We start from the raw sequence: 13818 nt of genomic DNA on the forward strand, positions 1-13818 counted from the left end.
GACCGGCTGAGAAATCCGGCTGAAACGAAATTGCTGGACCGTTTCAAGCCGGATGAAAGCCGCGGGCAATGGGGGCGGCGTACGAATACGGGGACAGAAGAACTCACCTCTCCCGAGGAGTCCCCGAATGCGATTCGTCAGCCGGATCCTGATCGGCGTCGCCGCCGCCACCGCGGTCGCGATCGCCGCCCCCGCCGCGGCCTCGGCCACCACGCCGGCCTCCTACGAGGCCGGCTGGGGAGCCTATTTCTCCACCGACCACGACGCCAAGGCCCAGGGCCACGTGAGCGTGGACCAGAAGAAGTACAAGGACTGGTACTGGAAGACGTACTGGGTGAAGAAGCGCGTCTGCTGGAAGGACGCCGACGGCCACAAGAAGTGCAAGTGGGTCACCCAGAAGGTCAAGAAGCACAAGTGGGAGTGGAAGTACGAGGACGTCTTCACCGTGCGCAGCAAGCTCACCAACGACAAGTGGTGGGGCAGGAACAGGTGCGCGTGGGAGGTCTTCAAGGTCGTGACCGGCGAGGGCGACACGTACGTCAAGCGGTTCAAGAACTGCGGCGAGTCCCCGAAGCACTTCTCCTTCTCCGGTACGGACGCCGCCCACATCTACGTGGACGTCAGCCGGGGCCGCGCCTGGGGCCCCACCGGCAAGCACTCGGGCTGGAAGGACGTCTACCACGCCGCGTGACCCACGCCGAGCCGCGGTTCCCGGGAGGGGGGGCCGCGGCTCCGCCGTGTCCGGGTCCTGGCGCGGGACGAATCGGCAGAATAGTGTTCGGTCCATGCACCCGGGAGCCATCGCAGCCGTCACCCCCGACAAGCCCGCTGTGATCATGGCGGGCTCCGGAGAGGTCGTCACCTACCGCCGGCTCGACGAGGAGTCGAACCGCCTGGCCCACCTGTTCCGCGCCGCCGGCCTCCAGCCGGGGGACCACGTCGCCTTCATGCTCTCCAACCACCCGCTCTTCCTGGCCGTCGCCTGGGCGGCGCACCGCTCCGGCCTCTACTACACGGCGATCAGCTCGCGGCTGCAGAGCGACGAGCTCGCCTACATCGTCGGCAACTGCGGCGCCCGGGTGTTCATCGCGAGCGCCGACCTGGCCGCCGTCGCCACCTCCGTCACCGACGCCACCCCCGGCGTGGAGCTGCGCCTGATGCTCGACGGCGTCGCCGAGGGCTTCACCTCGTACGAGGAGGCCGTGGCGGCGCATCCGGCCACCCCGATCCCCGACGAGTGCCAGGGCGCCGACATGCTCTACTCCTCGGGCACCACCGGCAGGCCCAAGGGCGTCAAGCCCGCCCTGTCCAAGGCGCCGCTGGCCGAGCCGAACGTGCTGCTCAAGCTCATCGAGGGCCTGTTCGCGCCCACGGCCGACAGCGTCTACCTGTCGCCGGCGCCGCTCTACCACGCCGCGCCGCTGCGCTACTGCATGTCCTTCCAGCGGCTCGGCGCGACCGTCGTCGTCATGGAGCGCTTCGACCCCGAGCAGTACCTGGCCCTGGTGGAGAAGCACCGGGTCACGCACTCGCAGCTCGTGCCGACGATGTTCGTCAAGATGCTCAAGCTGCCCGAGGAGACGCGCAACCGCTACGACCTGTCGTCGCTGACGTGCGCCGTCCACGCCGCCGCGCCCTGCCCGGTCCCGGTCAAGGAGCGGATGATCGAGTGGTGGGGGCCCATCGTGCACGAGTACTACGCGGGCACCGAGGGCAACGGCTTCCTGTACGCGAACGCGCACGACTGGCTGGAGCACCGGGGCACGGTGGGGCGTTCGCTGCTCGGCCCCGTGCACGTGTGCGATGAGGAGGGCGAGGAGCTGCCGCCGGGCGAGCACGGCACGGTCTACTTCGAGAGCGCCGCGTTCGAGTATCACGGCGACCCGGACAAGACCCGGTCCGTGCAGGACCCGAAGGGCAGGGGCTGGACGACCCTCGGCGACATCGGCTACCTGGACGACGACGGGTTCCTCTACCTCACCGACCGCCGCTCGTACATGATCATCTCTGGCGGGGTGAACATCTACCCGCAGGAGGCCGAGAACGTGCTGTGCCTGCACCCGCGCGTCGCCGACGTGGCCGTGCTCGGCGTGCCGGACGAGGAGATGGGCGAGCAGGTCAAGGCCGTGGTCGAGCCGGTGTCGATGGACGAGGCCGGGCCGGAGCTGGAGGCGGAGCTGATCGCGTACTGCCGCGAGCGGCTGGCGCACTACAAGTGCCCCAAGTCGGTCGACTTCCGCGCGGAGCTGCCGAGGCACCCGACGGGGAAGCTGTACAAACGCCTGCTGAAGGACGAGTACCGGGCCCGCTACCAGCAGTGACAGGCGCCTCCCGGGCTCCGGCCGAACCGCGGGCAGCTCCTAGTCGCCCGGGCGGTCGGCGTCCGTGCCGAAGCCGTCGTGCGACGCGCGCTCCTCAAGGGTGCTCAACTCCTGGAAGACCGTGATGTGCAGGCCGCCGGGCGCGTCGAGCCGGGCGTTCAGCGACTCCCACGGGGTGACCGTGGGCGGCGCCACCTCGTCCGCGCCCGCGGCGACCAGCCGCGCGGTGGTCGCGCGAGCGTCGTCCACCTCGAACGCCACCCGGAACTTGGGCGCCACCTGCCGTCCGACCTCGACCTCGTCGATCATCTTCTTCTGCGCCGGGTTGGCGATCTCGAGCGTGGCCCGCCCGGCGTCCAGGATCGCCACCCGCGCCCCGTCGCCGCCGCTGAAGGCCGCCTGCTCGGGCAGGCCGAGAACGTCGCGGTAGAAGGCCACGGCGGCCTCGTAGTCCTCCGCCTCCACCACCAGCCTGAGCTGGCGGACGGCCGGGCTGCTCTCCTGGGGGGCGCTCATGGGGGCTCCTTCGGGTACGCGGGGTTCTGTGTCCCTGTGCCCAACCCTCGGCCGCTCCTGTTCATTCCGATCGTCGCGGAACGGCGCGGCATCGATTTCCGCGCGATCTGAGCTGCGTAATCGGGCCCCCACCAGCAGTGATAAGCGCCACGTCAGCGCTCTCAGGCTTCTCTGATCAATGCCTTAACCGGCGCTTACGCTGCTCTTGGCACCCTTGAGTCATCGGGACTTGAGGAGATGTGAGATGAACGCGAACGAGCCTCACGAGCAGGGCGCCGGAGGGTGGAGCCAGTTCGGTGACACGCCGCCCTCCGCCGGGGGCTTCCCCCGGCGCGACGACACCCGGGCGATGGCCCAGCCGGTGCCGCCGCCCCCGCCGCCACCGGCGGGGAAGCCGGGCTTCTCCGCCCGGCAGAAGGCGGTCGCCGGGCTGGCGATGGCGGCCATGGCCCTCGTCGGCGGCGTCGTGGGCGGCGCGGTCGTCACCTCCTTCCAGCAGCCGTCCGTCGCCGCGGTGAGCGCGCCGAGCCCGACGTTCAAGCAGGCCTCCAACCCGCTCTCCGTGGCCGAGGTCGCCCGGCGCACGCAGCCGTCCGTGGTGATGATCCAGGGCGCCTCCGGCGAGGGCTCGGGTGTCGTGCTGTCGGCCGACGGGCTGATCCTCACCAACAACCACGTCGTGGTCGGCGCCGCGCAGGGCGGCCAGATGTCGGTCAAGTTCAGTGACGGCAAGACGGCCAAGGCCACCGTGGTCGGCACCGACCCGGCCACCGACCTGGCCGTCATCAGGGCCGAGGGCGTCTCCGGCCTCACCGCGGCGCAGCTCGGCGACAGCGGCCGGCTCCAGGTCGGCGACTCGGTGCTGGCGATGGGCAGCCCGCTCGGCCTCGACGGCTCGGTCACCATGGGCATCATCAGCGCCCTGGACCGCACGCTGACGGTCGGCGGCGGCGGGCAGGAGCAGCTTCCCCCGGGCTGGGGGCGCGAGCAGGGCCAGTCGGGCCAGCCGACGACGATCGGCGGCGCCATCCAGACCGACGCCGCCATCAACCCCGGCAACTCGGGCGGCGCGCTCGTCAACGCCTCCGGCCAGGTCGTCGGCATCAACACCGCGATCGCCACGGCCGGCAGCAACGGCAGCATCGGCGTCGGCTTCGCGATCCCGATCAACACCGCCAAGCACGTGTCCGAGCAGCTCATCAGCACCGGCAAGGTCAGGCACGCGTTCCTCGGCGTGAGCGTCACCGACGCCACCGGCGACGTGGCCGGCGCCCTGGTCAGCCAGGTGAACGCCGGAAGCCCGGCGGAGAAGGCCGGGCTGAAGCAGGGAGACCTGATCACCAAGATCGGCGACAAGCCGGTCGACGGCTCCGAGAACGTTGTCGGGCAGGTCAGAGGTTTCAAACCGGGCCAACAGGTTCAGATCACTTATATGAGGGACGGTCGCCAGAGCACCGCCACCGTGACCCTCGAAGAGAAGAAATAACAGAAGCCCCCTCCCGGACGGGTGTGCCGTTGAGATCGCTGCGGACTCGGCGGCACACCCCCCGTACGCGGGGCCCGTACGTCAGGAGTAGCGGCGGCCCTCGTCGCGCCGGTACGCCCACGCCGCGACCGCCCCGGCCACGACCGTCCACACCGCCAGCGTCACCAGCGGCAGCACGCCGGGCTCGACGCCCGTGGTCGCCCACCACACCAGCTCGCCCGCGCCCCGGCTGGGCACGAACTGCGCGACCGTCCGCACCAGCTCCGGCATCATCTCCAGCGGCAGCATCAGCCCGCCCAGGATGGCGAACGGGAAGAACAGCAGCTGCGACACGCCGATCGCCGCCTTCGACGGCAGCAGGAAGCCCAGCACCAGGCCGATCAGCATGAACGGCACCGACGAGACGATCACCGCGCCCACCCCGAGCAGCAGCCGCAGCGGCGTCACCGTCGCCTCGGTGAACAGCGCCGCGATCAGCAGCACCGGGACCATCGACACCAGCATCACCGCCGTCGTGGTGATGATGCGGCCCGCGAAGCGCGGCAGCGGCCCGGCGGGCAGCGTGCGCAGGTAGGGGTCCCAGGGCTGCTCCCGGTCCTGCGCCACCGTGATCGACAACCCCATCAGCGCCGCCGACATGGCCCCGACCAGCGTCATCGACCCGGTCGACACCGTCGAGGACAGCGGGTCGTCGCCGACGAACGGCACCGCGAACGCCAGCATCGCGATGGCCGGGAACAGGCTGCTGGCCAGCAGGCCGATCGGCACCCGGATCTGCTCCAGCATCTGGTGCCGGGTGTGGGCCAGGACGAGGCTAGACATGCGCGCTCTCCTTCTCGGTGATGGCGAGGAAGGCCTCCTCGAGCGAACTGGGCCGGATCTCCAGGCCGGAGAACGGCACCCCGCTGCGCACCAGCTCGACGACCAGCTCGTCGGAGTCGGACGTCAGCAGGTGGAAGCGGCCGTCCTCACGGTCGCTGGAGATGAGCCCGGGCAGCTCCGGCAGCCGGTCGGCGACGAGCGAGACCCGTCGCACGCCCACCATGTCGCGCACGGCGCGGACCGTGTCGTCGGCGAGCACCCGGCCCCGGCCGACGACCACGACCCGCTCCGCCAGGGCCTCGATCTCCTCCAGGTAGTGGCTGGTCAGCAGGACGGTGCCGCCGGACTCGTGGTAGGCCTTGACGCCGTCCCACAGCGTGCGCCTGGCCTCGACGTCGAGCCCGGTGGTCGGCTCGTCCAGGAACACCATCCGCGGGTTGCCCGCGAACGCCAGCGCCACGGCCAGCCGCCGCTTCTGCCCGCCGGACAGCCCGCCGACCTGCCGCTTGGCCAGGTCCTCCAGCCCGAACTTGGCCAGCAGCTCCGCCTTGCCCGCCGCGTCGGGGTAGTGCGCCGACACCAGGTCCACGATCTCGCCCACCCGCAGCGCCTCGGGCAGGCCGGTCTCCTGCGGCGTGACGCCGATGCCGCGCCGCACCAGCGGGTCGGCGGGGGAGCCGCCGAGCAGCTCCACCAGCCCCGACGACGGGCGGCGCAGCCCCACGAACAGGTTGATCAGCGTCGACTTGCCGGCCCCGTTGGGACCCAGGAGGCCGACGATCTCGCCCGCGCGGATCTCCAGCGACACCCGGTCGAGCGCCACCACCTCGCCGTAGCGGCGTGTGGCCTCGACGGCTCTGGCCAGGACGGTCATGCGGTGCCTCCCGCGGTGTCGAGCAGGGCGCGGATCGCCCTGGTGTAGTCCTCCAGGGCCGCCCGGCCCCGTTTCGTCATGGCGACGTACGTGACGGGCGTGCGGCCCTTGTGGGTCTTGACGATGCGCACGTACTCCGCCTCTTCCAGTTTGGACAGGTGCACGGACAGGTTCCCGGCGGTCATGCCGAGCAGGTCCTTGAGGGACGGGAAGGCCATCTCGTCGCCTTCCGGCAGCGTGTTGAGCGTGACCATCACCCGCAGCCGGGCCTGGGCGTGGATGACCGGGTCGAGCTCCGGGGCGGCGTCGGTCACGAGCGCCGCCACAGCCACAGCCCCACGGCGATCTGGCCGCCGCCGAGCAGGACCGCCGTCAGCAGCGCGTGCCAGCCCGCCCCGACCAGCACGCCGACCCCGTTGACGGCGGCGATCCAGACGCCGAGGAAGAACATCGGCCACTGCAGCCAGAGCGCGCCGCCCGCCATGTAGAGGATCGCCACCACGGTCAGCATGCCGCCCGCCCACAGCAGGCCGGACAGCTCCGGAGGCAGCAGCGGCGACACGCGCATCGCGATCAGGATCATCAGCACCATGCCGGCGAACCACGTGTAGCCGTACATGGTGCCCCTGGCCTGGTTGTCGCCGCGCGTGTGGCCGCTCATCCGGACGATCTCGTACGCCGCCACCGACCCGGCCACGATCTGGGCGACCATCAGCACGGTCAGCGCCTGCATCTGGCCGATCGGCGCGTACGACTCGCCGTGCAGGCCGTAGTGCAGGAAGAACGCGGTGAAGCCGACGAGCCAGGCCACGCCCCACGGCACGTACATCCGCAGCGGGTTGGGCTGCAGCGCCCGCGCCGTGGCGGCGCGCTGCTGCTCGATGACCCGCAGCGTCTCCTCGGGGCTCGGGATCCGCTCGCCGTCTTCTGTCATCCCAACTCCTCTTGGCCTCAAACTGGTTTGTACTTTAAACCAGCTTGCCACGCCAACGCAAGGTGAGGGGATTCCGGCGCCTCACCGCCGGGTCAGGACCTCCGACTCCCACAGGTCGCGGTAGTAGCCGGGCGAGCGCACCAGCTCGTCATGGCGGCCCCGCTGCGTCACGCGGCCCTCCTCCAGCACCACGATCTCGTCGACCGACTCCAGGCCCCGCAGCCGGTGCGTGACCAGCAGCGTCGTACGGCCGCGCGTCACGTCCAGCAGGTCGGCCATCAGCGCGTCGGCCGTCTCCTCGTCCAGCGCCTCCGCGGGCTCGTCCAGCAGCATCACCGGCGGGTCGTGCAGCAGCGCCCTGGCCAGGGCCAGCCGCTGCAACTGGCCGCCCGACACCGTCCGGCCGTCCTCGCCCAGCTCGGCGTCCCACCCCGTGCGATCGGCCCACTCCTCCAGCCGCGCGTCCCGTACGGCCCGCCGCAGCTCCTCCTCGCCCGCCTCCGGCCCCGCCAGCCGCAGGTTGTCGCGGAACGTCGTCTGGAAGATGTACGGGTCCTGCGTCAGGCCCGTCATCATCGCCCGCACGTCATCGGAGTCCATCGCGCGGACGTCGGTCCCGTTCACCGTCACGCCGCCCGACTCCGGCTCCACCAGCCGCATCAGCGCCGACAGCACCGTGCTCTTCCCGGCGCCGCTCGGCCCCACCAGCGCCACCCGCCTGCCCGGCGTCAGCGTCAGCGACACCCCGTCCACGGCCGGCCGGTCCGCGCCCGGATGGCGTACCACCAGATCGGCGACCTCCACCGTCAGCGGCGCCGACGGCCGCGCCACCGGCGCGACCGGGTCCGTCACGGCCGGGGGAGCGTCACGCACGGCGCGCAGCCGGCGCAGCGCCGCCAGCACGCCCGCCAGCCGCTCACCCGCCGCCGCCAGCGGCAGCACCGGCTCGAACGACACCAGCGCCGTCAGCGCCAGCACCGCCGTCGCCACCGTGCCCGCGCCCGCCCCCTGCGCGATCAGCACGATCGCCGCCACCGTCAGCCCCTGCACCAGCGTGCCCCCGGCCAGCGCCGCCGCGTGCACCCGCGCCTGACGCCGCTCCAGCGACGCCAGAGCCTCGTCCGCCGCCCGCGCGTCGCCCAGCGCCCGCCCCGCAGCGCCGTACGCGGCCAGGTCCGCCGAACCGTGCACCAGATCCGCCACCCGGCCCGCCAGCTCCGCCCGGGCCGGCGCGATCCTGGCCGCCCAGCGCCGCGCCGCCGCCGCCGTGCCCGCCGGCAGCAGCACCCCCGCCACCACCAGGCCCGCCACCAGCACCAGCGCCGTCACCGGCAGCACGAACAGGCCCACCGTCACCGCCGCCAGCCCCGCCAGCGCCGCCGCCGCGGCCGGCAGCAGGCAGCGCACCAGCAGATCCTGCACCGCCTCCGTGTCGTCCACCATCCGGCTCAGCAGATCCGCGCCGCCCAGCCCGTCACGGCGCGGCGGGATCAGCGACTCGTACAGCCGCTCCCGCGTCCCCGCCTGCGCCCGCAACGCCACGTCGTGACCCGTCAGCCGCTCGGCGTAACGGAACACGCCCCGGCTCGTCGCGAACGCCCGCGTCGCCACGATGGCCACGCTCAACGCCGCCAGCGGCGGCTGCTCGGCCGCCCTCGTGATGAGCCACGCGGCGGCCGCGATCAGGCCCACGCCGGCCAGATCGGCCGCCCCGCCGGCCAGCACCGCCCCGGCCAGCCGCCACCCCATCCGCCGCCTCACAACGCCCCCTCGACCCGAGCCGCGAACCCCTGACCAGAACCCGCCCCACCAGCGGCCACCCCACCGGGAGACGCCGTACCGGTGGGCACCCCACCGCCGGGTGGCGCACCGCCGTAGGCGCCCCTCTCTCCGCCAGTGGGCCCTTCCCCGTCACCGACCCCCGAGCCACCGACGGCCCCGTCGTCGTCCCCAGAGGACGCGCGGGCCGTCCCGCCACCAGAGGTGGCCTCGCCGTCCCCGAAGGGCGCGCCGCTACGGGGCGTCCCGCTGTTGGGCGACGTCCCGCCACCCGAGGGGGCGCCGCCATCCCCGAAGGGCGCGCCACTGCGGGGTGGCTCGCCGCCGTACGGGGCGTCGCCGTCCACGGGAGGGGGGTCGGGGAGGAGGTGGCCGTCGTGCAGGCGGATGACCCGGTCGGCGAGGTCGATCATGGCGGGCCGGTGGGCGACGACGATGGCGGTGCGGTCCTGGCAGAGGGCGGCGGTGGCGGCCACGACGGCGGCCTCGCTGCGCCCGTCGAGGCGGGCCGTGGGCTCGTCCAGCAGGAGCACCGACGCCGAGGGGCGGCAGAAGGCGCGGGCGAGGGCGACGCGCTGGCGCTGCCCGGCCGACAGGTTGGCGCCCCGCTCGCCGACCGGCGTCTCGTAGCCCTGGGGGAGCGCGTCGATGAACGCGTCGGCCTGGGCGGCCCGGGCGGCGCGGCGTACGTCGTCGAGAGACGCGGAGGGGTCCCCGAGACGGATGTTGTCGGCGACAGAGGTGGTGAACAGGTGGGGCCGCTGCGGGACGAAGGCCAGCCGGGCCCGCCACGCCTCCAGGTCGAGCTCGCGCAGGTCGGTGCCGTCGACGAGCACCCGGCCCGCGGCCGGCTGGACGAAGCCGAGCACGAGCCCGAGCACGGTGCTCTTGCCGCCTCCGCTCTCGCCGACGAGGGCGACCCGTTCGCCGGGCTCGATGGTGAGGGTGACGTCGCGCAGGGCGGGGTCGTCGCGGCCGGGGTAGCGCACGGTGACGTTCTCGAGCTGGATCCGCGGGGCGGCGCCGCCGACGGGGGGCGCGGTGCGGGCGCCGGGGGCGGGCCGTTCGCCGGGCTCCTGGTCGAGGACGGCGAAGGCGGCGTCGGCGGCGGCGACGCCCTCCATCGAGGCGTGGAAGCGGGTGCCCATGGCGCGCAGCGGCAGGTACGCCTCGGGCGCGAGCAGCAGCACCAGCAGCGCGGTCGTCAGGTCGAGGCTGCCGCCGAGCAGGCGCAGCCCGATGGGCACGGCGACGAGGGCCAGCGAGAGCGACGCGCACAGCTCCAGCACGAGCGACGACAGGAAGGCCACGCGCAGCGTGCGCATGGTGGCGGCGCGGTGGGCGTCGGCGACCTGCCGGATGACGGTGGCCTGGTAGCGGGCGCGGCCGAAGGCGCGCAGGGTGGGCAGGCCGCGCACCACGTCGAGGAAGTGGCCGCCGAGCCGCGACAGGGCGTGGAACTGCTTCTCGGTGACGGCCTTGGTGGTCAGCCCGACCAGCGCCCCGAAGATCGGGATGAGCGGCAGCGTGACGAGCACGATGACGGCGCTGGCCAGGTCGGCGGCGAGCAGCCGGACGAGCACGGCGACGGGCACGACGGCGGCGACGGCGATGGAGGGCAGGTAGCCGGTCAGGTAGGCGTCGAGGCCGTCGAGCCCGCGCCCGGTGAGGGTGACGAGCTCGCCGGAGCGGTGGCCGGTGAGGCGGGCCGGCCCGAGCTCCTGCAGCCGGGCCAGCAGCCGGTGGCGCAGCGCCGACTTGACGCCGGTGGCGGTGCGCCCGGCGAACACGCCCTGCGTCCAGCCGAGCAGCGCCCGCAGGGCGACCACGGCCGCCACCCCGGCCAGCGCCACGGCGGTGAACCGGCCGGACAGCACGCCGGCCAGCAGCTCGGCCTGGACCAGGACGAGCAGCCCGGCGACCGTGGCCGCGGCGAAGGTGACGGCGAGGTGGCGGCGGACAGCCCGCTCGGCCCGCATGAGCCGCAGAAGATCTTTGTGCACGGTGCCTCGGAGGTGCCTCAGAAGAACGACGGAATCCGGTCGGCGCCCTTGCCCGGCCGGAAAGTGCGCCATACCCATACTTGCGCGGCGACCATGAGGGGTGCGAACGGGAGCACCATGAGACTGAGCACATTCAGCGTGGCCGGGGGCGCGCTGTGGTCGAGCAGGTAGCCCATGGCGCCCGCGAGCAGGCCGAGCGCGGGCAGCGCGGCGACCGTCCCGGTGAGGACGAGCATGCGTCCCGGCCGGGCGGCGCCGGTGAGCGCGGGGTCGCGCCAGCCGAGGAACGTCCAGCCGTGGAAGGCGAACAGCAGCGTGACCACGACGCCCAGCAGCAGCCCCACGGGGTGCATGGGGGACGAGGTGAACCCGGTGGCGGCCCCGTACAGGGCCATGCCCCAGCCGGCCGACAGCCACAGCGAGCCGAGCGCGATAAGGGCGTCCCAGAAGCGGCGCCAGCCGGGGCCGCCCACGCGGCGGCGGAACCACAGCCCGGCGTCGCGCACGACCCACGCCAGCAGCATGGCCACGACCAGCGGGTAGAGCCCGAACAGCACCTCGCCTTCGAGCATCGGGTAGACGCCGAACAGCGTCCCGGCGACGGCGACCAGCCACACCTCGTTGGCGAGCACGAACGGCGCGATGGCGGCGACCATCCGGTCACGGCGTTCGACGGTCCGGCCGAGGACGGGCAGCAGCAGCCCCACGCCCAGGTCGAACCCCTCAAGGGCGAAATATCCGGCAAGCAGCACGGCGAAGAGGGCGAACCACAGCAGTTCCATGTGCGACTCCCTAGTACGTCAGCGCGGGGGCGCGCCGCTCGCCGGCGGCGCCGAGGGACAGGTCGTCGCCGGGCCCGCGCCGGATGATCCGGGCGATGAGCACGTAGTCGACGACCGCGAGCAGCCCGAGCACCGCGGTGAACCCGGCGAGCGAGGCGGTGACCATGCCCGAGGTGAGCCCGGGCGTCAGGGCGTCGGCGACGGTGAGCCGCTCCCAGATCATCCACGGCTGCCGCCCGATCTCCCTGGCCAGCCAGCCGAGAACGGCCAGCACGAACGGCAGCGGCGTCAGCGCGATCAGCAGCGGGTGCGCCCACCGCCAGCGGGGCAGCAGGCGGATGCACGGCAGCATGAAGAACAGCACGATCAGCGAGAACAGGTGCCCGCCCTCGACCATGAAGCCGAGCGGCACGGCGGCGGCCGCGTTGCCGGAGAACTTCCCGGGCTGGACGCCGGCGGCGAACTGCGCGTAGCCGAACATCACGGTCACCGTGATGCCGATCGCGGCGGTGATCACGCCGGTCTTCATCGACCGGGTGAAGAACTCCACCTCGGCGGTGCGGCGCCGCAACTGGTAGGCGCTGGCGCCGACGAGCACCATCCCCCCGGTGAACAGCCCGGCGCCCAGCACGTGCGGGAACGCGTACACCAGGGCGTCGTTGGTGAGCAGCGCGCCGAAGTCGGTCAGCTCCAGCCGCCCGCCGGACAGCACCGCGCCCGCCGGGTTCTGCAGGAACGCGTTCGCGGTCAGGATGAAGAACGCGCTGCCGTACGCGGTGGCGGTGACCATCCAGATGCACGCCACGTGCGCCCACTTGGGCAGCCGTCCCCAGCCGAAGATCCACAGTCCGAGGAAGGTGGATTCGAGGAAGAACGCCACCAGGGTCTCCATGGCCAGCGGCGCGCCGAACACGTCGCCCGCGTAGTGCGACAGCCCGCTCCACGCCAGCCCGAACTGGAACTCCATCACCAGACCGGTCACGATGCCGAGGGCGTAGTTGATCAGGTAGATCTGCCCCCAGAAGCGCGTCATCCGCTCGTGCAGCGGCAGGCCGGTGCGCGCCCAGCGGGTGTGCATGATCGCCACCAGCGGCGCGAGCCCCAGGGTGAGCAGCACGAACAGGAAGTGCAGGCTTCCCGTCGCGGCGAACTGGGTGCGCGCCAGGTCGAGTACGTCCAAGGTTCCGCTCCGTCGTTGTGTCTGTCTACATATAGAGAGCCTACATGTAGGCTGGCTACATGAAGAACGGATGCCTAGGATCGATGACATGAATCCCGACGCGCTCCGCGGCCACATGGACGCGCTGCTGCTGTCCGTGCTGGAGCGCGAGCCCCTGCACGGCTACGCCATCATCGAGGCCCTGCAGGAGCGCAGCGAGGGCGCGCTCTCCGTGCCGACCGGCACGGTCTACCCGGCGCTGCGCCGGCTGGAGCGCACCGGCTGCCTGGCCAGTGAGTGGGCCACGGTCGGCGGGCGCAGGCGGCGCACCTACCGGCTGACCGACGCGGGGCGCAAGCAGCTCGCCGCGGAGCGGTCGGCCTGGCGCGAGTTCGCCGGCGTGATCGGCAGCGTGCTCAGGCCCGACCCCGGACCGGCCGGCTGACCCGCAGGCACCGGGTGGCGCAGTAGAGCTGCATGCCCCAGAACGCCCAGGTCACCAGGTTGGCCAGCACCGCGGGCAGGAAGAGCGCGACCCCGGCGGGGGAGGTCTGCGCGAGCACCAGGCTCAGCACCCCGGTGACCGGCAGCATCACCCACACGATCACGCCCAGCGACCGGGTGACCAGGCCGGGCCGCACCAGGCCCCGGGCCAGGGCCAGCAGTGCGGCCCCGCCGTACAGGCCGGTGCCGAGCTGGAGCATGTCGAGCAGCCGCGAGGCGAACACGTGCCAGTCGGCGCGCGGCCCGTAGCCCGCGAAGGAGCCCGGGTGGAAGCGCCAGACCACCGACCACATGACCACGGTCACCGGCACGCTGACGAACAGCAGCAGCCCCAGCCGCCGCCCCGCGACCGCGGTGAGCTCCGACTGGAAGCCGGGCGCGATGTCGCGGACCGGGCCGAACTCCTCGATCGCCAGCCGCTCGGCCTCCTCCCGCCCGGCCCCGCCCGCCTCGTAGGCGTCGGCGGCGTCGACCAGGCTGTCGCGGGCCTCGACGACCATGTCCCGCTTCGGCCCGGACGGCCCGGACAGGGCGCGGCCGAGGTCGGTGACGTAGTCGTCGATGCGCATGCGCACCAGTGTACGAACGGTCCCGCCGGGAGCCCATCAGGGTTTTCCCTGATTCGGGTTGTTACGTAG

Annotated in this window: 14 protein-coding genes; 4 read left to right on the forward strand and 10 right to left on the reverse strand. The window is 72.7% G+C overall.

All coding sequences use genetic code 11. From position 1 onward, the window contains the following. Window positions 1-127: 127 nt before the first annotated feature. Window positions 128-691: a hypothetical protein gene (locus tag ACBI99_RS22910; RefSeq protein ID WP_219519033.1), complete on the forward strand. Its 564-nt coding sequence runs from the start codon at window positions 128-130 to the stop codon at window positions 689-691. Window positions 692-785: 94 nt separating this feature from the next. Then, a complete protein-coding gene (locus ACBI99_RS22915) occupies window positions 786-2321 on the forward strand; it encodes an AMP-binding protein (protein ID WP_375073417.1) in 1536 nt (511 codons plus the stop codon). Window positions 2322-2360: 39 nt separating this feature from the next. Here the strand turns inward: ACBI99_RS22915 and ACBI99_RS22920 are convergent, their stop codons facing one another. Continuing rightward, window positions 2361-2837 (reverse strand): VOC family protein, encoded by a 477-nt coding sequence (locus ACBI99_RS22920; RefSeq protein WP_375073418.1) that lies wholly within the window; start codon window positions 2835-2837, stop codon window positions 2361-2363. Between the two features lie 244 nt (window positions 2838-3081). On the opposite strand from ACBI99_RS22920, the gene ACBI99_RS22925 reads away from it, so the two are divergent. Next, on the forward strand, window positions 3082-4323 hold the full coding sequence (locus ACBI99_RS22925; protein WP_364181996.1) for a trypsin-like peptidase domain-containing protein: 1242 nt from the start codon (window positions 3082-3084) through the stop codon (window positions 4321-4323). Window positions 4324-4404: 81 nt separating this feature from the next. On the opposite strand, the gene ACBI99_RS22930 is transcribed toward ACBI99_RS22925, so the two are convergent. From ACBI99_RS22930 to ACBI99_RS22965, 8 genes are all read right to left on the reverse strand, one after another. Continuing rightward, entirely contained in the window at window positions 4405-5145 is a 741-nt protein-coding gene (locus tag ACBI99_RS22930; protein ID WP_375073419.1) for an ABC transporter permease, read from the reverse strand. Next, the gene (locus ACBI99_RS22935; RefSeq protein ID WP_375073420.1) at window positions 5138-6019 is read right to left on the reverse strand and encodes an ABC transporter ATP-binding protein; all 882 of its coding nucleotides are present in this window, start codon (window positions 6017-6019) and stop codon (window positions 5138-5140) included. The genes ACBI99_RS22930 and ACBI99_RS22935 overlap by 8 nt, the downstream gene beginning before the upstream one ends. Then, on the reverse strand, window positions 6016-6345 hold the full coding sequence (locus ACBI99_RS22940) for a transcriptional regulator (RefSeq protein ID WP_364181988.1): 330 nt from the start codon (window positions 6343-6345) through the stop codon (window positions 6016-6018). Before ACBI99_RS22940 ends, ACBI99_RS22935 begins: the two co-directional genes overlap by 4 nt. After that, window positions 6330-6953, reverse strand: a complete 624-nt coding sequence (locus tag ACBI99_RS22945; protein ID WP_357590578.1) for a hypothetical protein — start codon at window positions 6951-6953, stop codon at window positions 6330-6332. The genes ACBI99_RS22940 and ACBI99_RS22945 overlap by 16 nt, the downstream gene beginning before the upstream one ends. An 81-nt stretch (window positions 6954-7034) precedes the next feature. Continuing rightward, window positions 7035-8714 (reverse strand): thiol reductant ABC exporter subunit CydC, encoded by a 1680-nt coding sequence (cydC, locus tag ACBI99_RS22950; RefSeq protein WP_357590580.1) that lies wholly within the window; start codon window positions 8712-8714, stop codon window positions 7035-7037. After that, the gene (gene cydD / locus ACBI99_RS22955; protein ID WP_375073421.1) at window positions 8711-10735 is read right to left on the reverse strand and encodes a thiol reductant ABC exporter subunit CydD; all 2025 of its coding nucleotides are present in this window, start codon (window positions 10733-10735) and stop codon (window positions 8711-8713) included. Before cydD ends, cydC begins: the two co-directional genes overlap by 4 nt. Before the next feature lie 17 nt (window positions 10736-10752). Further along, window positions 10753-11517 carry a cytochrome d ubiquinol oxidase subunit II gene (locus tag ACBI99_RS22960; protein ID WP_375073422.1) on the reverse strand — a complete coding sequence of 255 codons (765 nt, stop codon included), beginning with the start codon at window positions 11515-11517 and terminating at the stop codon, window positions 10753-10755. A 10-nt stretch (window positions 11518-11527) separates the two neighbouring features. Further along, complete coding sequence (locus ACBI99_RS22965; RefSeq protein WP_375073423.1) at window positions 11528-12697, reverse strand: cytochrome ubiquinol oxidase subunit I; 1170 nt, start codon at window positions 12695-12697, stop codon at window positions 11528-11530. A gap of 88 nt (window positions 12698-12785) precedes the next feature. Between ACBI99_RS22965 and ACBI99_RS22970 the strand changes: the two genes are divergently transcribed. Then, window positions 12786-13121 (forward strand): PadR family transcriptional regulator, encoded by a 336-nt coding sequence (locus ACBI99_RS22970; RefSeq protein ID WP_219509391.1) that lies wholly within the window; start codon window positions 12786-12788, stop codon window positions 13119-13121. Here the strand turns inward: ACBI99_RS22970 and ACBI99_RS22975 are convergent. Then, complete coding sequence (locus ACBI99_RS22975) at window positions 13093-13749, reverse strand: permease prefix domain 1-containing protein (RefSeq protein ID WP_375073424.1); 657 nt, start codon at window positions 13747-13749, stop codon at window positions 13093-13095. The genes ACBI99_RS22970 and ACBI99_RS22975 overlap by 29 nt on opposite strands. Window positions 13750-13818: the final 69 nt, after the last annotated feature.

It is taken from the genome of Nonomuraea sp. ATR24, from assembly GCF_041950485.1.
Lineage (GTDB): Bacteria > Actinomycetota > Actinomycetes > Streptosporangiales > Streptosporangiaceae > Nonomuraea > Nonomuraea ceibae.